This window comes from Streptomyces sp. NPDC104831 (assembly GCF_055583025.1).
Genome location: NZ_JBVJOT010000077.1, coordinates 1 through 22,822 on the forward strand (window position 1 = coordinate 1; position 22,822 = coordinate 22,822).

Genomic DNA, 22,822 nt, shown 5'->3' on the forward strand with positions numbered 1-22,822 from the left:
GGATCTACGACGACGTCGGAGGCAGATGATGCTGCAGGCGAGCTCGAGCAGGCCGTGGTGGAGATCGGCTCGGTGCTCGTAGCGGATGCGGAGGCGCTTGAACTGGTGCAGCCAGGCGAAGGTGCGCTCGACCACCCAGCGCACCTTGCCGAGTCCGGAGCCGTGCGCAACACCGCGGCGGGCGATCATCGGTTTGACGCCGCGTTTCCACAACAGTCGGCGGTACTTGTCGAAGTCGTAGCCGCGGTCGGCGTACAGACGCCGCGGCTTGGTGCGGGGCGACTTGGCAGTCCCCGGATCGGTGGCACTGCGTCCAACAAGGGCAGGAGCTGGGTGACGTCGTGACGGTTCCCGCCGGTGAGCGTGACGGCGAGCGAGGTGCTGTGGCGATCGACGATCAGATGGTGCTCGGAACCGGGACTGGTTCGGTCGACCGGCGACGGGCCGACATGGGCCCCCCTTTGAGGGTCCGGACGTGCGATCCGTCCTACGGCCGGTCGCCTTCAGATGGGCCCTGAGCGCCCAGACATGGCAGAGCGCCTGCCCCTTCGCGTCGGAGGCACCGCGCCCGTACATCCGCCCCTGGCGCAGCGCGGCTCGAAGGGGGCCACCTCCTGCCACTCCTTGTCCTCGGTGGCGCGTACGTCCTGATGGCTGCGGACCAGGACCATCGGCGCCTGTGGGTCTTCGGCCGGCCAGCAGGCGAAGACGGTCTGCAGGCCGGCAGTGTCCCACTCCTCCCCCCGGGGGGAAGAAGCCTCCTGTCCCGCAGGTGGGCCTGGAGCCAGCGCGCCGAGCGGGTCACGTCCCGCTCGTGTAGCGGGTCCGCGGACACCGACGGGATACGCACCCAGGCGGCCAGGTCGTCCAGCAGCGGGCCGACCCGGTCCTACAGGTAGTCGTGGACAGCGGGATCGGGTTCTCTCACGACGGACGTCCTTCCACCAGCGGGCCGGGAGGTCCGGACCGCGGGCGGGGTTCTCGACCACGGCATCGACCCGGGGGCACGGGACGGCTGCCCGCTGCCGGCGCGCGGACCGCGGCCGGCGCCGACGCGGCGCAGCCGTCGTACGGGTGGGTCAGCGCCGTGTCCTTCGCAGGGCGCGCACGGTCCACGCGACCAGGCCGCACACCGCCAGTGTGCCGCCGACGATCCCGCTGATGTGGAGGGCGCGGAAGCCGGCGGAGGGAGCGAGGTCACGGACGCGGTCGAAGAGACTGAGCGGGATGCCGCTGAGGGCGTTGCCGGGTGGCCTGCGGGATACGGCCGGGTGGGGGTGGGTCGGCGCCGTGAGGCGGACAGCCTCCCAGGCGGCTCCGATGCCTCGCAGTTGCCGGTCGGTGAGCTTGTCCCGCATCCGGGGCAGCAGGCGGTCCTCCTCGTCCCGGATGTCCTGACGGATGAGGGTGAAGGCCTCCTCGATCCGTTCGTGCCGGTGCGCATCGTCCGGAGGAGTCCGCTCGATCCGGGCGATCAGTTCGTTGATCGCCTGGTGCTCCTGCTCGACCTCCGCGGTGAGCTCCTCGCCATCGGGGGCCAGACGCCGGAGCACGGGCCACAGGACGGTCTCCTCGGCGAACGCGTGGCTGAAGACCAGTTGCACCAGGTCCTGCCACAGCTCGTCACGCTCGCCCGGTGAGGTGTAAGGATCGGCGAAGCGGTTCATCATGGAGTCGAGTTCGGCATGGTCACGGCGCTGCCGCAGCAGGATGCTTCCGCCGCCACCGAGCGCTGCCGCGCCCTGCCGGGCGATCGAGGTCGTCATGTCGTTCCTTCCGGTGGTTGCGCAGGCGGCCCGCCGCCGGTCGTGGGCCGATCCTCCGCTCCTTCGGCGGACGTGTCCGGTGATGTCTCCTCGCGGGTGTCGTCCTCTTCCGGAGGCAGATCCCGTTCGCCGGTGACCTCTTCCAGCGGGTGCGACTTTCCCTCGTCGTGCGGGCTCGTCATGTCGTTCAGCTCCCTCTGTGGGTTGGATGTGTCGGTTGGACGTGGAGACCGCGGCAAGAAGCGGCCCTCCGGGCTGTCACCGCCTGCCGGGAGGGTGGTGGCCCAGGTAGGGGTCGAGGAGGCGGCGGTATTCCGTGGAAGGGGGCAGCCCGAGTTCTCGTCGCAGGCGATTGCGGTAGGAGGCGAAGTGCCGCAGTGCCTCCGTGGCGTTGCCTTCCGCGAGGTGTACGGCGGTGATCTCCCGGTGGGCGCTCTCCCTGAGCGGTTCGGCCTCGGCCGCGGTCATCGCGTACATGAGTGCCGTGCACAGTCGGCCGTGGTACCGGTGGTGGCGGCTGATGGCCTCCAGCGCGTGCAGACGGAGTTGGTGGAAGTGCTCCCGGGCATCCGTGACCCAGTCGTCGTGCCAGCTGGGCAGCAGGTCCACGCAGAGCATGCCCGGGATGTTCTCACCCGGCGGCTCACTGTCAGAGCCGGTCGCCAGCGTCGCGGCGTAACGGGAGGCGGTCGGCAGGTCGACGTCCACCCCGCCGCACAGGGAGAGCTGCGTCGTCTTCAGGTCCACCACGCGGTGCTGATCGGTGCGGCGGGATATACGCCACAGCGCCGAGCGCAGGCTGGCCCCGGCCCGGGCTCTCGGCAGATCGGGCCAGAGCAGTTCGGCTGCCTGTTCACGCAGGACGACCCCCTTGTGCAGGGCCATGTAGGCGAGAAGCCGTTGAGCCGAGGGCGGGACATAAACGCCGCGCTGGTTGATCTCCAGCCGGAAGTCGCCCAGCAAGCGCAGAAGGGCGCCACTGTCCGGGGCGACTCGGTGGGCAGTGTTATCGGAGTCCATATCGCACAACCGCCGGATCGCATCACGTTCACGCCGCAGCACGGCCCGCCCCGCTGAACCGGTGGTTCCCGCGGGGGCGTCACCTGCCGTTCTCACCCGTGGCTGTCTCCTCAACCTCAGACGGGCCAGGTAACCCGCGCTCGCCGCGGTAAACGGCCTCGCCCGCGATGTCGGCAGGAAGCCGTCTTCGCCGTGTCACCTGGGTGGGCGTTTCCACCCGCACGGCGCTGTACCCGCGTCGCGGGGCACGTGGACACCGCCGAGACGTCGAGGCAGCGGGCTCCCGCGCCCTCTGCCCGCCGGCTGGTGCCGCATCGCGTACGCCGCCGCGGACGGCGCGGTGACGGCGCCCGCCTAGCGTCGGCGTTACCGGCCTCGGCGGCCGTGAGCGCCGGTGCCCCCGCCACTCACGGCCGCACCGCGAACGTCCAGTGAGGAGCAGCGATGTTCTCGCATACGCAACGTCTTCAGTTCGAAGCCAAGCCGGAGAAGCCCGACCCCGCCTACGCACACAAGCTGCAGGAGCTGGTGGGCGGTGCCTACGGCGAGATGTCGGTGATGATGCAGTACCTCTTCCAGGGCTGGAACGCCCGTATCAAGGGCAAGTACAAGGACCTGATCATGGACATCGCCACCGAGGAGATCGGCCACGTGGAGATGCTGGCCACCATGATCGCCAGGCTGCTGGAGGGCGCACCCGCCACCGCCACCACCAAGATGGCCACCAGCGACCCTGCCGTCGGCGCCGTCATGGGCGGCATGGACCCGCAGCAGGCCATCATCGCCGGCGGCGCGGCACTGCCCGCCGACAGCAACGGCTACCCGTGGAACGGCCGCTACGCCATCGCCAGCGGCAACCTGATGGCCGACTTCTACGCCAACGTCGCCGCCGAGGCACAGAGCCGGCTGCAGACCGCACGGCTGTACAACATGACCGACGACCCCGGCGTGAAGAACATGCTGCGCTTCAACCTGGCCCGGGACACCGTCCACCAGAACCAGTGGCTCGCCGCCATCGAACAGCTTCGCGAGGACGGCTTGGAAGGTTACGTCGTCCCCGGCGGCCTGGAGGAAGAGGAGTACCGCGAGCACGCCCAGACCCTGTGGCACCTGTCCGACGGCACCGAATCGGGCGCCGGGCTGTGGGCGGCCGGTCCCGCGCCGGACGGCGAGCACGAGCTGACCGTGCTGGAGACGCCGCAGCCGCTCGGCGATCTCGGCATGGCGCCGCCGCCCGACCCGAAGCTGTTCTCCACCTACGACGGCAGCCAGGGCCAGCCCAAGGGCCCGGTCCTGGGCACCGAGACCGGCATCAAGGGCAAGATCAAGGACGCGCTCACCCCGGACGAGTGAGCCGGTGGACGGGGCCCGCTGATACGGCGGGCCCCTGGTCCGCCTGGGCGCCACCGACAGCCAGAAACCCGCAGTCCTTCAGACCATCCGGGGAGCGAGCATGACAGTCTCCGACCTCACCGCGGCACGGCGCTTCACCCGCCCGCCCTCAGCACGCCTCCTTCTCATCGGCCTCTACTGCACCGCCGCCGTGACCGGTCTCGTCTTGGGAAGCTGGCCACAGTGGCTGCTCGCACTGGTGCTGCTGACCGCCGCCGGCTTCCGTGTCGCGCTGGCGCGGCATCGGGCGAGTCCGGTGCGGCCGGGGCGTGGCCGCCGCCCAGCCGGGACGCCTGCCCGTCGCCGGGGTCGGTCATGATGCTCGACCCGAGGGGCTACCGGCGTGTCCCCACGGGAACACTCCAGTCACCCGCAGCAACATCGGCACCGGCACCGGCATCCACGGTGTCCGCGGCAGCGGGCAGGCCACCGCGGTGGCTGCGCTGGACGGCGCTCTTCGGTCCCGCGTTCGTCGTCTCCATGGCCTACGTGGACCCCGGCAACTTCGCCACCAACACAGCCGCCGGCGCCACCTACGGCTACCTGCTCCTGTGGGTCATCGCCGCAGCCAACATCGTCGCGATGTTCATCCAGTACCTATCGGCGAAACTGGGCGCCGCGACCGGCCGGAGCCTGCCGGAACTGTGCCGCGAGCAGTGCCCGCGCACCCTGCACGTCTTTCTGTGGCTACAGGCGGAAGCCGTCGCCGTCGCCACCGAGCTGGCCGAACTCATCGGCGGCGCCATCGCCCTGAACCTGCTCTTCGGCATCCCACTGATTCCGGGCGTCCTGGTCACCGCCGCCGTTGCGCTCCTCCTGCTCATGCTCGCCCCACAGGGCCGTCACCGCTTCGAAACGGTGCTCGCCGGCATGCTCCTGATCATCCTGTTCGGTTTCCTGTACCAGGCGTGGAACGCGGGGCCCACGATCGACGCGGCCACCGGCCTCGTGCCCCGCTTCGCCGGAGCCGACAGCCTGCTGCTGGCCAGCGGCATCATCGGTGCCACCGTCATGCCGCACGTCGTCTACCTGCACTCCGCCCTGACCCGGCACCACGCCGGCCCACAGGCATCGGTGGCGCCTGCGGCCCACCCACGCAAGCCGGCCCGCAGGCAGATCACCGCTGCCCTGACCTTCGCCGGCCTGGCCAACATGACCATGCTCATCGTCGCCGCCGCTGTCTTCCACACCCGCGGCCACAAAGGCATCGACACCCTCCACGAGGCCCACGCCGCACTGGGCAGCCTGCTGGGCCCAGGTGCCGCGGCCGCCTTCGCTCTGGCCCTGCTGGCGGCCGGCCTGGCATCCTCGAGCGTGGGCACCTACTCAGGACAGATCATCATGGAAGGGTTCCTGCGCCGTCGTGTGCCGCTCGCGGTACGTCGCGCCGCCACCCTTGTCCCGGCCATGGGTCTGCTGATCGCCGGACTGGAACCCACACGAGCCCTCGTCCTCAGCCAGGTCGCCTTGTCCTTCGGTATTCCCTTCGCCCTCTTCCCCCTCCTCGTCTTCACCTCCCGCCGCAGTCTCATGGGCGCCCAGGTCAACCGGAAGACAACCACCGTGTTCGCGGCCCTCGTGGCTGCCCTGATCAGCGGACTCAATCTCTTCTTGCTGGCCCATCCATTCCTGGGATGACTCCGTTCACCCTGACAACTCCGACGGCCTGGGCGGCCGGGACGTGTTCGGCGGTGGCGAAGAGCGCTTTCCCAGGGAACACGGCCTGTGTGAGCTGCAGCGCGCGGGGATCGGGCGGGCGGACCGGTGGCTGTTTCTCCATGGCGTCGGCGCGCTCGACGAGGCGGTGCAGGGAGCCGATAAGGGAGTCCTCGCTCGGTCCGGTCGTCATCGGCGTGGGTCATCTGGGCGCTGATCCGGCAGGTGTCGGAGGACCCGAGGTCTCCATGGCAGTGGACACGCGGCCATTCGGCGGCCTGGAACCGGTGGGCGCGCCAGTCCGGAGCAGCGTGCAGCGGAAAGCGATCCGGTCGGCGACGGTCACGCGAAGGCGAGACTCGTTGAAGATCGCACCAATCAGCTCGCAAGGAGCCCGTCCGGGCCAGCAGTGATAGCGGCCACGTCATGGCCGGGCGAGGGTGGACGAAGCGCCGGCCTCTGGTCGGCCATGCCCACCGACGCCTCTCGAAGGAGCCACCATGTCCAGACGCAACACCGCCATTCGCAGCCTGCACGATCTTGGGCTGGCGGCGTGGTTCGGCGGCTCGCTGATGGGCGCGGTCGGGCTCAACGGCGCAGCCCGTCAAGAAGGCGCCACCGAGACCGCGCAGGCTCGGATCGCGTCCGCCGGCTGGGCGAAGTGGCTGCCGGTCAACGCCGCCGCCATCGGTGCCCATCTCTACGGGGGCGGCGGCCTGCTGGCCGTCAACGCCCACCGGGTCGCCAACCAGAAAGGCGTGGCTGCCTCCACCACGGCCAAGACGGTCATCACCGCCGCGGCACTCGTCGCCACCGCCTATGCCCGCATCCTGGGCAAGAAGATCGAACTCGCCTCCTCCTCCGACCCCCAGGACACCGCACAGGCGGCGCACCATCCCATCGACACCGACAAAGCCCGGCGGCATCTCGCCTGCGTGCAGTGGGCGGTACCCGCACTCACCGGATCCCTGGTCGTTCTCAACGCCCTGCACGGCGAACAGCAGAGGCCGGCGGAGCAATTCCGCGGCATGTGGGACCGCGCCTGCTCCATGACCCCACTCAAGCACTGAGCGACTGCCCCACACCAAGGCATCAGGTGGGTCGGGTCTCCCTGCGCGGGAGGCCTGGAGACGCTGCTGCTGCGCCTCACCGAGGAGTACGGCGCCCGCCGGATCTACGTCACCGAGAACGGCTCGCCTGCCCGGACCTTCTGCTGCCGGACGGCACCGTCGACGGCCCCGGGCGTGGCGGCTGCCTCCGGGACCGCCTGGCCGCCTGCGCCGGGGCGGCCGGCCGGGGCGCGCCTCTCGCCGGGTACTACATCTGGTCGCTGCTGGATAACTTCGAGTGGGCGTACTGCGACAAGCGCTTCGGCCCGGTCCACGTCGACTACGCGACCCAGCGCCGCACGGTCGAGAGCAGCGGCCGCCGCTACGCCGCAATCATCCGCGCCCACCGAGTCCTCGTACCCCGAGCCGCTTGACCACCGGGCCCCGCTTGTCCCCGGGGCCCGCGTGCCGGCGGGCCCCACGCTGGGCGCGGGGGCCGGTCGGCGGGGTGGGCCGGGCCTGGCGTTCAGGATGCGGTCCCCGCGTCGGCGGTGGCGGGCGACGCGGGCCCGGTTGCGGCAGCAGGGGCTTGCACCACTCCTGGCGCCCGTGGCCCCGTATGAAGCACCCGCACGCGGCGGCGCGTGACAGGCGTGCGGCTCCTCGCGGTACGGGCCGCTCAGGAAGCCGATGGCCGCGCACGCACGACCGGGTGGTGTTCCGACGGTGCGCGTCGATGCGGCCCCGGGCGGGTGGACGAGCGGTCGGTGAAACCGTGATCACACCCCTGGTGCGGTGAGGGCCCCGCTGCCATGATGAGCCGTCCGAACGACCATGCGGAAACACCAACTGAGCAGGGGAGGCGCCGTGCTGACCACGGCAGAGCGAGTCCGTGCCCTCAAGGACGAGGATTTCCGGCTGAGTCTCACGCGGGAGTTCCCGGACCACCCGGCCGGGAACCCGGCCGAGGAGGTCTACGTGTCCGCCGGTCAGGCGGCCAACACCTGTGAGTCCTACTCCAGTTGTGCACGGATGTGCAGCTACTGACCCGACCGTCCGCCGCGCCGCACCCCCGTGGGGTGCGGCGTGCGGTATGAGCCGGCCCGAGGGGGTACCGCCGTGGTGGACACGACCCCGCTGCGCCTGGCCGCCGCCCGCGCCGTCCCGTTGAGCCGCCGGGGCCGGGCCACCGTCACCGACGCCTCCCTCGGCGGGCGCGCCGACCGCGTACTGGCCCGCTGGCGGGCACAACGCCCCTTCGATCAGGGCGGCTGGTTCGAAAGGCGGCTGGCAGCCGACTCCCTCGCCCCCGGCCTCCTGCGTGAACTGCTCACCGAGCCCGCCGAAGCGCTGGCCGAACGGCTGGGCGCCGAGGAGCCGTGGGCGCGCCACCTGGCGGCCGTCTTCGAGGAACCCCCGCCCACCCCCGCCGTCGAGATCCCCGACCGGGACGCCTTCGCCACCCTGGTCGCCCCGCTGCTCACCGCCGCCCGCGACCGGCTGCGCGGGGGTATCGCCGCCCTCGACCCCACCCCGCTCGGCACCCCCGAGGAGATCACCGCCCACCTGCTGCCGTCCCTGACCGCCCCCGCCCACGCCATGGCCGTACGCACCATGGTCGTGGAACTGGAGGTCGCCCGGCTCACCGGCCAACTGACCGGCGCCACCCCGCAGGAGCGCTACCGCGACTTCGTGCGCCGCCTCGCCGACCCCGCGCGGGCCGTCGAGATCCTCGCCGAGTACCCGGTCCTGGCCCGCCGCCTCACGGTGGCCGCCGAGCAGTGGACCGACACCCACCTCGCCCTCGTACGCCGCCTCGCGGCCGACCTGCCCGACGTCTCCCGCACTTTCTCCCCCGGCGTACCCCTGGGCCGCCTGACCGGGATACGCACCGGCCTCGGCGACGCCCACCGGGGCGGCGCCACCGTCACCTCCCTGCGCTTCGAGAACGGCACCCGGGTCGTCTACAAACCCCGCCCGCTCGACGTCGACCTCCACTTCCAGGACCTGCTGCGCTGGCTCAACCCCCGGCTGCGGCTGCCGCTGCTGGAGGTCACCCACCTGCCCCGGGACGGCTACGGCTGGGTGGCCCACGTGGCGGCCAGGCACTGCCGGGACGCGGCCGAACTCCACGCCTTCTACCACCGCGCCGGGGCACTCGCCGCCGTGCTCTACGTACTGGACGCCGTCGACTGCCACGCGCAGAACCTCATCGCCCACGGGGATCAGCCCGTACTCGTCGACTGCGAGGCGCTCTTCCATCCCGACCTGCGCGAACCCGCCAAGGATCTGTCCCCCTCCGAACGCCTGGCGCGCCACGACGCCGCCCACTCGGTGCTCCGGTCCGGACTGCTGCCCCAGCGGGTGTGGGACGAGGACGGCAACGGCGGCGCGGACGTGTCGGCCCTCGGCTGGGACCCGGACCAGGCACCGCCCCGCACCGTGCCGTACGTGGACGGCGAAGGCACCGACCGGATGCGCATCGCGTACCGGCCGATGAACCTCCAGGGCGTCGACAGCCGGCCCCTCCCCGCCGGCCAGCCCCTGGAGCCGGCGGACTTCGCCGACGACCTCGACGCCGGGTTCACCGAGGCGTACCGGATCATGGCGCGGGCCAGACCGAAGGTGCGCCGCCTGCTGCGGGCCTTCGCCGCCGACCACACCCGGCTGCTGCGCCGCGACACGCTGGAATACCGCAGCCTGCTCGCCGCCGGTGACCACCCGGACCTGCTGCGCGACGCCCTGGACCACGACCGCCACCTGGACCGGCTGTGGGCGCTGGCGGCCTGGGAGGAGAGCGCCGAAGCCTTCCTCGCGCACGAACGCGCCGACCTGCGGAACAACGACGTCCCCCTGTTCACCCTCCGCCCCGACGGCGTCGACGCCCGCGCCTCCACCGGAGCCCTCATCCCCTGCGTCGTCGACCGGCCCGCACTCGACACCGCGCTCGACAAACTGGACGCCCTGGGCCCCGCCGACCTCGCCCGCCAACGCGAACTCCTGCGCCTGTCGGTGACCACCGCCACCGGTACGAGCGAACCGTCCCGCCCGCAGGTCACCGCCCCCCGCCCGGACACCCCGGCCCCGGACCCGGATGCCGGGGCGATCCGCGCCCGCGCCCTGGCCAAGGCCGCCGAGGCTGCCGACCACCTGCTGCGCCGGGCCTACCGGGGACCGGCCGACCTCGCCTGGATCGGTCCCAACTGGACCCCGCCCGGCCGTTGGGCCCCGGCGGAACTCGGCCCCGACCTCTACAGCGGCACCGCGGGCATCGCCCTCTTCCTCCACCACCTCGCCCTGCGCACGGGCGAGGCGACGTACCGCAACGCCGCCCGGGCCGCCGGCGTCACCCTCCGCCACCAGGCCGGGCGCCGCGCCGACCGGCTCACCGGCGGTCTGACCGGCACCGGAGGCATCCTCTACACCCTCGCCCACCTCACCGCCCACCGCCCCGACGCCCGACTGGCCGCGCTCGCCGGCACCCTCGTCCAACGGGCCGCCGCCACCGCCGCCGAGGACGAGTCCTTCGACGTCATCGACGGCTGCGCGGGCACCATCGCCGGGCTGGCCGCCTGGGGAGCGGTGCACCCCTCGGGCACGGTGACCGACGCCCTCGCCCGCTGTGCCGGGCGGCTCGCGGACCGGGCCGCCCCGCAGCCCGGCGGCGGGGTCGGCTGGCTGCCCCGCGCGCTGGCCGGCACGGCCGACCGGCCACTGGCTGGGTTCGCCCACGGAGCCTCGGGCATCGCCTGGGCGCTCACCAGGGCCGGGAGCCTGCTCGGTGACGAGCGGCTGCCCGCCCTCGCCCGGGAGGCGCTGGAGTACGAGCGGACCCTCTTCGACGCGGAGGCCGCCAACTGGCGCGACGTACGCGCCGACGGCACGCCCGGCGCCGCCGCGTCCCACCCCGTGCTCTGGTGCCACGGGGCGGCGGGCATCGCCCTGGCCCGCGTGGAGCTGTGCGCGGAGCTGGACGACGCCCGGCTGCGCCAGGAACGCGCGGTGGCCCTGGCCACGGTGGCCCGCGACGGCTTCGGGCACAACTTCTCCCTCTGCCACGGCGACCTGGGCAACCTGGACCCGCTGCTCCTGGCGGGCGGGGCGGCGGCGGACACGGCACTGCGGCAGGCCGCCGTGACCCTGGACGCACTGGAGGCGCGGGGCTGGGTGTGCGGCATGCCGAGCGGGGTGCACAGCCCCTCGCTGATGACCGGGGTCGCCGGGATCGGCTACGGACTGCTGCGGCTCGCCGCCCCGGAAGCCGTGCCCTCCCTGCTGGCCCTGCGCCCGCCCGGGGCGACACCCGTTCGGTGAGGTCAAGGGGGCGCACCGGGACGGAACCGCTCCTTCAGGTGAAAAGCCACTGTAAGTAGGCGGGCTCCGCCACACCAGCAGGGCGGCGGCCGAACCTGGGCCCAGCTTCTCATCCAGTGGTCAGCCGAGTGTCACCTCGTCCTCCTTGGCGCCGCGCAGGACCATCGTCGCCGCCGCGACGGCCCCGAGTGACTGGGCGGAGGCGCTCACGCGGTTCGGCGGAAGAACGGCCGCGGCCCCGACCACGAGCACACCGACGAGGATCAACTTGAGACGAGGCTTGCGGTGGAGGGGGTGGCGGTGTCCATCACGAGAAGAGGGCGTCAGCATCGTTTGCCGTCCTATCTGCCGCGAAAGCGGCGGTCCGGCCGCTGGGCGCCCTCACGATGCTTGCGAGGCAGAGGCGCCTGGTGGCCGCTGGCTGGAGATTGAAGCCTCGCAATGCGCTTGTCGCGACGTAAGAGGGTTGAGAGAATACGGCGCTAAAGTGTCGTTTAAGCGAGACAACTGGTCTGGACCACATGCCGCGACGTCCAACTCCTCTTTCACCCGACGACGGACCGCAGGCCCGATTCGCGCTGGCCCTCCGTGCGTTACGAGACTCGGCGGGCTTCGATGCCAAGACCGTGCAGGCGATAGCCGCCGAGAACGACATCCCGAAGTCCACGCTGTGGGCAGCCATGAGAGGTGAGCGCATCCCGACCCTTCCGGTACTTGCCGCGCTGGTCCGCGCATGGGACGGGGATGAGGCTGAATGGACCAGGCGGCGCACCGAAGCAGAGGACGAGGCGGAACGACTCCGTCTGGCGGTTCGGCGTAAACAGGCGATACGAGCGGGGGAGCGGGAAGTGCAGCAGGCTATCCGCTGCTACGACATCAAGGAAGTCGAGCGGCCCCTTGATCCGACGATCCAGATCAACGGCCTCGACCTTGAGCCCGAGGAAGTCGGACGGGCCGTTGAGCAAGAGCGAGAGCAGGGGAACGAGCCCGCCGCTCACGCCGTCAGGGCCGCCGAAGCCGACACGGCCAGAGAGGAAATCCCTTCGGAAACGGAGCCTCCCATGCAACTAGCGGACGGGCTCGAGCATCTTCAGGGGGTGGGGCGGCGAACTGGTGACGACCCGGTACCCGGTCCGCAGCCATGGTCGTCGCTGGATCAGAAGGCGTTCTGGCGGACTCAGGTGCAGGCTTGGGTGCGGCGCTCGGAACAAGATGAGCTTGTGCCGTATCTGGTCCATGAGCGGGAGAGCCCTGAAATGTGGGAAGCCCTGCGCGAACTGGCAGGGGCCCCCTCGATCCGGCAGATTGCAGCAGCTACTCGTATGGCGCAGAGCACCGTAAGCGGGCTGCTCAAGGGGCGGCAGCGGAGTGTGAACAAGGCCGCAGCACGGCTGGTGTCCGAGTATCTGGTCCGCTTGATCAGCCAGTTGCAGGCACGCGACGGGTCGGGGATGACGTCGATGGGGCCTCGGCGGACGACGACCGGCCCTGAGATGTAGAGCCAGGCCGTGCCGGGCGGGCCTCCAGTGCGGCGACGCCCTAGGCGATCGCCGCCGTGCACCTCTTCGCGAATCAGGGCAGCGCCGGGGTGCCGCCCGGGCCGGAGTTCGCGGCGCTGTACCCGGAACCGATGATCACGCACTTCCCGGCGAGTGTGGACAGCCGCTTCCCGTCGACGTAGGCGATGTTGCAGCAGCCCAGGAGCGCGGCTGCGTCGGTGGGCACGTGAAGGTGCCGACGCCGCTGTACGACGCGGCCAGGCAGCTGCTGGCGCCTCCATCGACACCCGCTACAACGTGCACTGCGTGCTGGCAGAGCGCACCTACGTTCCCGTGACTACCTGCACCGTGTGGGCGGTGCTCGTCACTACCAGCCCGTGAGGACCGCCATGCCGCCCGAGCTGATCCACGTCCGGCCCGCCTCTGGCCTGCGCCGCGACTTCGCCGCGTGGGCTGTCGCCCAGACCCCGAAGGTGCGCACCGTCTCCACCACCGACTTCGCCGTCCCCGCCCACCTGTTCATCGAGGTGTCCGAGCCGCTTCTGATCGGTTCCACCGCGGACGGCCACCGCTGCATCAGTTCGCAAGAGGACGAGGCGACCGGTACTCCACCCCCTGGTCAGGAGGGCGATCTGCTGGGCGTGTTCCAGCCGGAGACGGAGGGGGTCCCCGGCGAACCGCTACCCGAGGTGCCGCCCGGTGCCTACCCGGCGGACGCGGTAACGCTGGACACGCCCGGGTTCGCGCGCTCGAAGGCGCCGTCACTGACCCCAGCGGAAGCGGCCGGAGCGACCGAACTGCCAGCGGGACCAGCCCACTTGCGTCGACTGTGGACACCCCTACAAGAGCGACGGCGCTCTCAACGCTCACCGCCGCCAGGCACACCCGGAGGACTGACTCATGCCGGTCGAGCCAGTTCCCTGCCCCCGGACGGTGACGGTGGCACGCCTGGACACCGGCCGTGCGCTGGCTGCGGTAGCGCTGTGGTGCACCGCCGCACCCCGGTGCGGCGGCATCGCGGCCGGTGTGCGGCCCCAAAGCCCCGAAGGCCCGTCAGGGAACCGGCAGCGGCACGGGTGCCGTGGCCGGGAGGAAGGTGTCTCCCGCATTGGCTGTGACGTCGCCGGGCTGCTGCCCGGCGGGCAGGGTGAGGACCGCGGTGCCGTCGGGGCCCGTGCGGGCGTGCAGCAGACCGATCCGCACTGTGGCGCCCTGGACGGGACGGGTGTCACCGCCGATGTCGGCGGTGACACGGCTGGTGACGGCGGTCCCGTCCGGACCGGTCTGCGCTGTGGCGCTGAGCGCGAGGCGGGCGGGCCGGGGCATGGTGTCCGGGCAGGGCCCCACCTCGGGCAGCCCTTCGGCGTGCTCACCGAGCCATGACGAGGAGACGGTGCCGGTCTTCTGCACGCCCGGTTGCCCGTTCTGCGGCGCGGGAACGATTTGCCGGTACTGGAGCGACGCCTTCAGGAAACCGGCCTGGTTGCCGGCGGCGTCGGTGGCGGTCAGGTCGTCCTGGACCGTGACCAGTGCGGTCACGCTCCCGGTGACGGTCTGCGTCCCGTTCAGGATGTAGCGGCCGTCGTCGCTGTAGTCGTGGTATTGCACGGAGAAGGCGCCCCCGAGGATGTCGCCGCCGATGGTGATCACGGCGGTGCCCGAGTTCTTCCCGTGCACGACGTGCACGCCGGGCAGGTCGAAGCTGGAGCGGTAGGACTGCGGGGTGGGCGCCCAGGAACCGACCTGCGTGGTGACGGTGGGCACGGGCGTGGTGGGCGGGCGGCCGATGCGCGCGACGAGAAGCTCGTTGGGGGCGGTTCCCTTCTGCTGCAGGTAGCTGTTGACGCCGGCCGCCGGCGGGATCAGGGACCGCCCCTGCAGCAGGACACGGATGGAGTCGGGGCTCCACACCTGCTGCCCGGACAGATTGTTGGCCGGGATGGTGGTACCGCCGCCGTACGGGTTGAGTGGCTGGCCCACGAGCTGTCCGTTCCGGTCCCCCGAGGGGGGCAACAACCACGGGCTCAGGTCGCACGCGAAGCCGGGGCGACTGGAGACGTAGTAGATGGCGATGACCGCCTGCGCGAGGTCGATGAATGGACGGGTCAGCGGCATGAGTCCCAGGGCCGTCAGCCGGTGCTGGGTGCGCCACGAGGCCGTCAGCAGCGAACCGCCGTCCGGCGAGAAGGCACCGTCCTCGCTCCAGTCCGGGTAGCCGGTCAGCCGGGTGACGCGGCCGGTCGCCAGGTCGATCTTCTGCTGCTGCGGGACGCCGCTGGGCTGCACGGCCAGTACGACGGCGGAACGGCCGCCGTCGGCGAAGGACTTGAACTCCTGGAGCGAGCCTCCGTTCGCCCAGTGGTCGGGGTCGGTGTCCGCCGGGCCCGACGGGCCGGGCGGGTTGACCACGTGCAGGTCGTCGAGGCTGTAGCCGGACGCGCCGCGCACGAGCGCGGCAACGATCATTACCAGCCCGTCCGGGCGGGTGATCGAGTACCCGAGGTGCGTCCCGTCCGGGGCGAGGTGGTAGGTTCGCCGGCCCAGGTCGGGCTCACCGACCGTGGTGTCGGCGGACAGGTCGACCGGCAGCCACTGGTGGCTTCCGCAGTCCAGCAGACTGGGGGCGCACTCCAGGACGTCGACTGCGTCGCCGAGCTCGTTGGCCAGGAACATCCGCCTCCCGTCAGGGAACGCGTAGGCGAACCCGCCGATGATCGCCGGGTGGTCGGCCATGGAACACGTCAGGCACCGCACGTGCCGCCCGTCAGCGTCCGCGACCCACTCGCGGCCACCGTTGTAGTCCTGGAAAAGGATGTGTCGCCCGTCGGGGAACCAGGTGGGCCCCCAGGGCATCACCCCCTGCGGCACAGGCAGCACCTCACGCTTCACCGCGTAGAACGGCGGCACCGCGGCGCCGTCCGTCCAGCTGACCGCGGCCGACGTTCCCGGTGCCGACGACACCGCGCACGTGGCGGCTACCAGGAGGGACACCGCCGCCGATAGCACCGGCCAGCGACGGCGGCGAATGGCCCGCCCCGGCCTGGGTAGCAGGAACGATCTCATCTGATCACCTTCCGGACGTGGTGCTCGACAGACGGCAGGGGGAGGCCCTGGCTGAAGGGCGTCGGAGACTCAGATGAACCTCGGTCTGCGACAGACCGAACCTCTCACACCGCACGACCGGGAGACGGCGGGTGACGACGAGCGGCCAGACAGAACAGGGACGCGGGCGCAGTCGGAGATTGGCACCGGGCGGCTTTCACACGATGTTGATCAGAAACGGGCCGGCGGTGGAGGTGAGTCCGCTCGGTGTGGTGCAGGCCAGCAGGTCCGCGCTGGTGATCACCACCGTGTTGGTGATCGTGTGTCCCGCGTAGTCCCCTGCGGTGACGGGACCGGTGGAGACCAGCACGGTCGTTCCATCGGGCCGGACGGCCAAGGTGCTGGTGAAGGTGAAGCGCGATGGCCTCGTTCCCGGATCGCTCCACGCGATCTGCCCGCTGCCCGCGCTGCTCCCTCCCAGGCAGTTGAGGTTGCCGCTGCCCGCGAAATGGTAGGTGCCTGCGGTGTGCCGAAGGTCGAGAGACACGCACGGATCCGGAGTTCCGGTGGAATCGACGTCGACATGCGGGTGTGGGGCAGTGAAGGTCGCATGGGAGAACACCCTTCGGTCACGGCGGTCGGAAGTCATCGGTCGGCTCATGGCCGTGCTACGGAACCGACGACACAAACGCGCGAGAAGGCCTCGCAGGACTGCCGGGAACGTAGCGCGCGCCCGGCCCGCTGGCAATGTCTGGAAGCGGACGGCTGCGGTGGTCGTGGACACCCCTGGCGCAGCGACGTAATCACCAACGCGGCGGCAAGACCGCGCGCGTCCGCCTTTCTTCCCGACAAACTCAGGTGCGGTCGCCTCGTCGGTTCTCACAGCATCGCGCGTGCCGAGCCCGTCGGCTTCCGGTCGCTGGCCAGCGCGCTCACCTCAATCGCTCCGAAGAGCCGACGGCTGCGGAGGCGTCCTTGATGTCATACGGCTGCTGCTGCGCGCGGTAGTCCCGGACGGGGACGTGGTCCGGGATCAGCACCCCGATGGCCCAGCTCTCGTCGGCGCCAGGCGCCAGGCGGCGAGCGCGAGCGCGGCTGCGGCGGCCAGGTGCTCGGGGTACGTGCTGCTGCGAACGGCCGACTGCGCCTCACCGCCGACGGTGTTGTGACGCGCGCCAGAGCAGGGCCGCGAGGCCGACTGCCTGGAGGACACGCCGCAGACGTGCGTCGGCCCGGTCGTCTCGCGGGGAGAGGCGTTGTTTGGCGGCCTGGGCCACCTGGATGGTCAGATCCTGGTTGGAAATGTCGCGGATGATGCCACGGATCTCGCCGGGCGTGGACAGACTGCTGATGAGTCCTTCCATCAAGGTGCGGGCCACCTGTTGTTCCGACGAGGCTTCACGCAGGTATGCGGTGACGATCGCGCGTATTTCCTCACGGAAGACGTCGGTCACGGACAGCTCGGGTGCCAGGTAGCGCACGGAACCTTCGGCGTTGGCGAAGGACTTGCCCAGGATGGAGATCATGGAGCTGGTCTGGATGCCTCTGCGGGTGGAGCTGGTGAGGACGGAGGTGAGGGTCGCACCGAAGTTGAGCTCTTCCAAAGAGGCCGAGGTGATCCTGGGGACGAGTGCGGCCATGTCCTGGGTGAAGGACGAGACGTCGGCCCAGGGGGTGACCTTGCCCATCTCCACCCAGGCCTTGGCGAGTGCATGGCCGTCGTTCTGGGAGAGGCTGAGCAGGCCGAGCATCAAGGACATGCTCTGCCGGCGGTCGATGTGACCGATCATGCCCCAGTCGATGACGGTGGCTGGGTGGCCGGCGGCGACGAAGATGTTGCCCGGGTGGGGATCTGCGTGGAAGGTCATATCGATGAAGTAGCCGTGGAACATGAAGGCGAGCAACTGCCGCCCGATTTCTTGGCGTTCGACCTGGGAGAATGACTCCGCATTCGCGTCACGGATGCTGGTGCCGGCGGCGAGGCTCTGGATGAGCACCTTGGGGGTGGCGTCGAGCGGTCGGGGAACGGTGACAAGGCTGAAGTGGCGGGCGGCGACGCGGGCCCGTTCCATGTTGCGGGCCTCCAGGGTGAAGTCGAGTTCCGGGCGCATGGCGTCAAATACGACACCGAGCATGGCATCGACATCGATGGTGGCGTTGAATGCCGGTGCCCGTTTGGCGAAGAAACGTGCCAGGCGGCGCAAGGTCTTCATATCCTGCTCCACCAAGAAGCGGATTCCGGGCCGCTGGACTTTGACCGCCACCGGGCGGCCGTTGGTCAGCGTCGCAGCGTAGACCTGGGCCAGGGAGGCGGTGCCGATGGGGTGTGCGGTGTCGAAGCGGTGGAAACGCCGGTGCCAGTCGCGGCCGAGGCTTTCTTCGAGTACTGGCTCCAGCAGGTGAAAGGGCAGCACGGCGGCCCGGTCGTGGAGGTGTTCCAGTTCCTTGGCTATGGGCGCGGCCACGATGTCGGGGCGGGTCGACAGGATCTGGCCCACCTTCATGTAGAGCGGTCCGAGCGCCTCGAACGCCTGCCGTACGGCTACCGCGTCGGTCACTTCCCCGGAGGCGCCGCTCGCCATGCCACCCGGCATGTCCGGGAGGCCTTTGCGGACCGACGCGTGAACGATGTGGTAGGCGATCCTGGCGAGCAGGCGGGTGCGTGCGGGGTTCACCAGCCGGGTCGCCCGGTCTTCCCGCCGTCGGCCGGTCGGGGGCCGGTCGGGTCGGCCAGTTCCCTGACGGCCTGACAGATATGGTCGGCGACGAGGTGCGAGTCGGGGATCACGGTGGGGTCGACGTTGACGGCGATGTGGCAGGTGTCCTGGTAGGACACGAGAGTTACGGTGACGGCCGAGCCGAGGGTGGGAGCGATGGCGTAGATTTCGCCGATGCGGTGGCCGTTGATCGACGCTGCGGACGTCGGTCCCGGCATGTTGCTGACCACGAACTCGTGGGTGGCGCACAGACGCAGGAACACCGCTTCGAAGAGGGGGCGTGGTACCAGAGGGCACAGTCTGGCGATGGCGCCCATCCAGTCGGCGGAGTCGTGGTGGTAGCTGTCGCGGACGGCCCGCCGCACGGCGCGGATGCGGGTGGGCACGTCAAGAAGTTCGGCTTGGACCGCGAAGCGGACGATGAACCAGTGGTTGCCTTGGCTGCGTGAGTCGTGTGCCGTCGCCTGGGGCGGGCGGCCGTAGGGCGAGAAGACACGCATGCGACGGCGGCGTACGCCGTGCTGCGCGTTGTAGCGGCGGCAGCCCTCCGCGACGGCGGCGACGAGTGCGTCGTGGACGGTACCCCCTGACGTGGTGGCGAGCTTCTTGACGGCTGACAGGGGCACTGTGGTGGTGAAGAAGTGCCGACGGAACTGGCCGCCTGCCGCCGGTGCGGGGTGCGGGAGGTCGAGCATGTCGAGGGTGGCCCGACCCAGGAAGCGCGCGGCTTTGAGGAGGCGGCGGCCGCGGGGGGACGACGGTACGGGCCGTTCCCCCCGGGGTGTGGAGGCTGCTCCCGAGGGCATGGGGCTGACCACCTGCCACGGTGCACCGGCTGCCGGCGCCCCACGGGACCGTGTGCCGGTCTCCGCGGTGGCCTGGCGCAGGAAGATCTCGCGCAGCCGGATGCCGTCGGCGATACTGTGGGAGATCTTCAGGACATAGGCGGTTCCGCCGTCCTCCAAGCCGGTGAGGAGATAGCCGTTCCACGGGGACCGGCCCTGGGGGAAGGGGACTTCGGCCAGAACCTCGGCCGTGTCGAAGGTGTCCCGACGGGTCCCCTCGCCTCCCACCTCGACACGCTGGAGGTGGTGCAGGAGCGAGAAATCCTCGTCCGGGACCCAGCGCGGTCGTCTCCCGGGGCCGCGGCCGGGAACCACCCGACTGCGAAGGCGAGGCATCGCGGCGCTGAGCCCTTCATGCCACAGGGTGAACTCTTCCCAGGACACTTCGTCCTCGAAGAACATGACGACGACGATGATGGGCCGGGCACGCCGTCCGGACTCCAGACGCCAGACCATGTGGTCCTTGGCGCTCATCTCGTCCGTTTCGGTCGCGCTCGCAGGGGGTCGGGTGGTGTCCGCGGTCACGGCGTCTCCTCAGCGGTTCCGTTCGGATTCCTTGCGGGGCTTGGGGCGCCGGTGGTGTTTCTTGCCGGGGCGGTGGTGTCCGTGGCCGTCGTGGCCGTTTCCGCACCGGCAGTCGGCATGGCCGTATCGGTCGCCGCGTCCATCGCAGCGACACTCGTCGCCGCAGCAATCGTCGGTGGTCTCCCACCACCAGTCCGAGTGCCGGTACGGCGCGTCGTGCTCGTCGTGGCACGGGTTGCCGTGCTGGTCGCATCGGCACCCGTGGTGCGGACGGTGTCCCCGCGGCTCGCAGCACCGGCACTGCCATCGTCCGCACCGGCAGTCGTCGTGGTGGTCGCACCAGGAATCGTGCCAGCCGAACTCGTCGTTCTCCCACCGCGTATCGTCGTGGCGGCAGTACCGTTCACCGGGCCACTCCCGGCAGGTGGTTCCATGACGTGTCTCGTAGCTGCCGAGCACCTCGCCGACGATCTCCTGGACGCCGTCCAGCATGTCGGCCATGGCGCGGCCGAGTCCTGCGGTCCTGTACACCGGGCTTCTCCTTCTTGCCGTTGTGGCTCGTTTGTTGTGACAGGGGGCGATGGTTGCCCGCCGCCTTCACGCCAGCTCCAAGCCCTCCATGCGGACGAGCACGGTGGTCCCGTGCGTGGTGGTCGCGGTGGCGTGGGCATGGTGGCGTTCGGGTGAGGCGATGAGGATGATGTCCGCGCCGCTGGTGGCGAGGGCGTGGTCGTTGGGAAGGCCGGCGGGAAGGTGGATGCGGTGGACGGCACGAGGCGTGGCCAGGCGTCCGGGTGCGAGGTAGCCCGCCGTTTGCAGTACCGCGTCCATGACGAGCCAGCAGGTCGCCATCCGCGCGAAGTGCTGGGTGTCCTGGCCGGTGAGATCCAGGTGGCACCGGGCGCGTACTCCCTGCTCGTCAACGCGAAGCAGGCGGACGGTGTCGAAAGGCCGCGACAGCCGGACGGCGGCGCCGCGGGGCAACGGCCGGCCGCGGGGGAGAGAGGCACGGGGCGGAGGCGGCGACGCCGGCACGGGAGGCACACTGATGATGACATCGGCGGAGAAATGCAGGCCCGGCCGGGGCCGTGGCGGAGCCGCTGGCAGGGCGATGCTGCGGATCTCGACGCGCACCAGGCCCGGGCCGCCCGGGCAAGGTGTGTAGGCGGCGTACAGCTCGTAGCGGGTGTGCCGCGGGGAGACGGCGATGGGTGCGTGGAAGCGGATGCGGCTGACTTCGCGCGCCGTTCCACCGGGGACGAGGTGCCCGGCGGACGCGACGGCGAGTTCGACGGCGAGTGCCCCGGGCAGCAGCGCGGTGGCGTTGCGCTGGTGGCCCAGCAGGTAGGGGTACGGACGGAGGTCCACCGGCCACACCGCGCAGGTGGAGGGTTCGTCGGGGAGGCGCGGGACCCGAGTGTGGAAGAAGGCGAACGCGGGCTGCCGCGAGACCAGGCCTGGGCAGTGTCCGTCGATGGTGCGCCGCTCCGGCCGCCCGAGAAAGACCGGTACGGCGTTGCCGAGACCGGGTGGCGCGGTGAGCTCCGCCGTGAACAGCCGCTGCCCCTCGGCGTCACCGAGCAGGCTCAGCAGACCGGTGCGACGGGTCAGGTCGGTGAAACCGGCGCGCGGCCCGAGCCCCGAGTCGCTCCACATCGTCCAGGCGATCGCCCGTTCGTCGTGTCCCCGCAGCACTTCATAGCGGGCCGCCGCGTTGAGGGTGTCGTTCGCCGGCCCGTAATCGCATTCGCCGGGCAGGCCGAGCACACCGGCGATGGAGCTGAAGGTGCACCAGGTCGCCGGACGGGGGCTTGCGAAGGCGGCTTTGAGGTTGTGATAGCCGTCCACCTTGACGCTGCGCACCTCCCTGAACGCGGTGAGCGACTTGTTCCGCAGGGCCCGTGCCCTGCCGATGCCGGCGGCGTGGAGCAGCAGATCCACACGGCCGCTGACGCGGTGGATCTGCCCCGCTGCCTCCCGCACCGCGGCCGGGTTGGTCACGTCGCATGTCAGGTAGTGCACCCGGGTACTGCCGCAGCGCCGGCGCAGCGTGGCCAGGGTGCGCAGGGCCTGCCGGGCGTGGTGCAACCGGTCCCACTCCGCGCCGGCCTCGGCGACCGGCAAACCGGGCGAGGCTGTGAGCTGTCGGCGCAGGTACTCCACGCGGCCGGTGTCGCCGAGTTCACGTGCCCGGTCGGCGAGTGCGGCCAGCGGTGTGCTGCCCAGCAGCCACACCACAGGACGCGTCCGGGCCGGCAGGCCGCACAGCGCGGTGGCGGTGATACCGCGGGCTCCTCCCACGGCGACGATCACGGTGTCGTCCGTCACGGGGTCGTGCTGTGACGGCACGGTGAGCGGTGCCGGGACCAGGCGTTCGGCACCGCGTGCTCCGCCGCGGTAGTACCCCACCGGAAGTCCACCGGTCACCCCGGACTCATGGGCGAGCTCGTCCAACGCCGTGTCGAAGTGCGGGCTGTCGGTCACAACGGCGTAGGTGCGCGTGCCGGGCAGCTCCCAGGACGCGCACTTCACGAAGCCGGTGAGCAGGGCCGCGTGCGGGTGCGGCACTCCGCCCCGCAGCAGGTCGAGGACCACGACGGCCAGCGAGGAGCCGTCCGGGCGGTCGGAGGAAAGGTGCCTGGCGGCCAGGAACAGCAGCTCTTGCAGAGTCAGCAGGGGCTGGCCGGGGAGCTGCGGCCAGGCGGTGCCACGCAGGTCGGTGACCGCGCGGACGTGTCGCAGCGGACGGCGCCCCGAGCCGCCGGACTGTCGCCCCCACAGCGCCTCGATGGCACCTTCCTCCGCGCGGGCCAGATAGGTGACCCCCGGTCCGGTGGGGGCGGTGCACACGACGAGTGGTGTGGACGGCGGAGGCAGGGCGGCCATGTGGGCCGCGAGGCGGGGATCGTCGGTGAGGACCATTGTGTCGGATGCGAGGGGCGGGATCGCGGGACGTGTACGGCCTCCGGGCGCTGGTGCGATGACGGTGAGGTGTCG

At 71.0% G+C, this 22,822-nt stretch carries 16 protein-coding genes and 2 pseudogenes; 7 read left to right on the plus strand and 11 right to left on the minus strand.

Annotated features, from left to right (window positions below; all coding sequences use genetic code 11):
* The 3 genes and pseudogenes from ACZ63H_RS34445 to ACZ63H_RS34455 form a co-directional block, all read right to left on the minus strand.
* Positions 1 to 487 (minus strand): annotated as a pseudogene (locus tag ACZ63H_RS34445) (IS5 family transposase); the annotation flags it as partial.
* A 592-nt stretch (positions 488 to 1,079) separates the two neighbouring features.
* The gene (locus ACZ63H_RS34450; protein WP_469871922.1) at positions 1,080 to 1,766 is read right to left on the minus strand and encodes a hemerythrin domain-containing protein; all 687 of its coding nucleotides are present in this window, start codon (positions 1,764 to 1,766) and stop codon (positions 1,080 to 1,082) included.
* A gap of 258 nt (positions 1,767 to 2,024) precedes the next feature.
* Positions 2,025 to 2,729: an AfsR/SARP family transcriptional regulator gene (locus tag ACZ63H_RS34455; RefSeq protein ID WP_469871924.1), complete on the minus strand. Its 705-nt coding sequence runs from the start codon at positions 2,727 to 2,729 to the stop codon at positions 2,025 to 2,027.
* 501 nt (positions 2,730 to 3,230) lie between these two features.
* Here ACZ63H_RS34455 and ACZ63H_RS34460 point away from each other — a divergent pair.
* The 7 genes and pseudogenes from ACZ63H_RS34460 (at position 3,231) to ACZ63H_RS34490 (ending at position 12,696) form a co-directional block, all read left to right on the plus strand.
* Positions 3,231 to 4,139 (plus strand): manganese catalase, encoded by a 909-nt coding sequence (locus tag ACZ63H_RS34460; protein ID WP_469871926.1) that lies wholly within the window; start codon positions 3,231 to 3,233, stop codon positions 4,137 to 4,139.
* Between the two features lie 357 nt (positions 4,140 to 4,496).
* Entirely contained in the window at positions 4,497 to 5,816 is a 1,320-nt protein-coding gene (locus ACZ63H_RS34465; RefSeq protein WP_469871961.1) for an Nramp family divalent metal transporter, read from the plus strand.
* A gap of 518 nt (positions 5,817 to 6,334) precedes the next feature.
* Positions 6,335 to 6,904, plus strand: a complete 570-nt coding sequence (locus tag ACZ63H_RS34470; protein ID WP_469871928.1) for a hypothetical protein — start codon at positions 6,335 to 6,337, stop codon at positions 6,902 to 6,904.
* 9 nt (positions 6,905 to 6,913) lie between these two features.
* Positions 6,914 to 7,317, plus strand: a pseudogene (locus ACZ63H_RS34475) (family 1 glycosylhydrolase); the annotation flags it as partial.
* Between the two features lie 433 nt (positions 7,318 to 7,750).
* Positions 7,751 to 7,930 carry a hypothetical protein gene (locus tag ACZ63H_RS34480; RefSeq protein WP_181794033.1) on the plus strand — a complete coding sequence of 60 codons (180 nt, stop codon included), beginning with the start codon at positions 7,751 to 7,753 and terminating at the stop codon, positions 7,928 to 7,930.
* A gap of 72 nt (positions 7,931 to 8,002) precedes the next feature.
* Positions 8,003 to 11,197, plus strand: coding sequence for a type 2 lanthipeptide synthetase LanM family protein (locus ACZ63H_RS34485; protein ID WP_469871930.1), 3,195 nt, complete (start codon positions 8,003 to 8,005; stop codon positions 11,195 to 11,197).
* Positions 11,198 to 11,823: 626 nt separating this feature from the next.
* A complete protein-coding gene (locus ACZ63H_RS34490) occupies positions 11,824 to 12,696 on the plus strand; it encodes a hypothetical protein (RefSeq protein WP_469871932.1) in 873 nt (290 codons plus the stop codon).
* A gap of 73 nt (positions 12,697 to 12,769) precedes the next feature.
* On the opposite strand, the gene ACZ63H_RS34495 is transcribed toward ACZ63H_RS34490, so the two are convergent.
* The 8 genes from ACZ63H_RS34495 to ACZ63H_RS34530 form a co-directional block, all read right to left on the minus strand.
* Positions 12,770 to 12,922 carry a hypothetical protein gene (locus ACZ63H_RS34495; RefSeq protein ID WP_469871934.1) on the minus strand — a complete coding sequence of 51 codons (153 nt, stop codon included), beginning with the start codon at positions 12,920 to 12,922 and terminating at the stop codon, positions 12,770 to 12,772.
* A 141-nt stretch (positions 12,923 to 13,063) separates the two neighbouring features.
* Complete coding sequence (locus tag ACZ63H_RS34500; protein ID WP_469871936.1) at positions 13,064 to 13,252, minus strand: hypothetical protein; 189 nt, start codon at positions 13,250 to 13,252, stop codon at positions 13,064 to 13,066.
* Between the two features lie 497 nt (positions 13,253 to 13,749).
* Positions 13,750 to 15,687 (minus strand): TolB-like translocation protein, encoded by a 1,938-nt coding sequence (locus ACZ63H_RS34505; RefSeq protein WP_469871938.1) that lies wholly within the window; start codon positions 15,685 to 15,687, stop codon positions 13,750 to 13,752.
* Between the two features lie 268 nt (positions 15,688 to 15,955).
* A complete protein-coding gene (locus tag ACZ63H_RS34510; protein WP_469871940.1) occupies positions 15,956 to 16,285 on the minus strand; it encodes a hypothetical protein in 330 nt (109 codons plus the stop codon).
* Between the two features lie 601 nt (positions 16,286 to 16,886).
* On the minus strand, positions 16,887 to 18,413 hold the full coding sequence (locus ACZ63H_RS34515; RefSeq protein ID WP_469871941.1) for an ABC1 kinase family protein: 1,527 nt from the start codon (positions 18,411 to 18,413) through the stop codon (positions 16,887 to 16,889).
* Entirely contained in the window at positions 18,410 to 19,825 is a 1,416-nt protein-coding gene (locus ACZ63H_RS34520) for a wax ester/triacylglycerol synthase domain-containing protein (protein ID WP_469871943.1), read from the minus strand. Before ACZ63H_RS34520 ends, ACZ63H_RS34515 begins: the two co-directional genes overlap by 4 nt.
* A 9-nt stretch (positions 19,826 to 19,834) precedes the next feature.
* Positions 19,835 to 20,356, minus strand: a complete 522-nt coding sequence (locus ACZ63H_RS34525) for a hypothetical protein (RefSeq protein ID WP_469871945.1) — start codon at positions 20,354 to 20,356, stop codon at positions 19,835 to 19,837.
* 66 nt (positions 20,357 to 20,422) lie between these two features.
* Positions 20,423 to 22,747: an SDR family oxidoreductase gene (locus tag ACZ63H_RS34530; RefSeq protein ID WP_469871947.1), complete on the minus strand. Its 2,325-nt coding sequence runs from the start codon at positions 22,745 to 22,747 to the stop codon at positions 20,423 to 20,425.
* Positions 22,748 to 22,822: the final 75 nt, after the last annotated feature.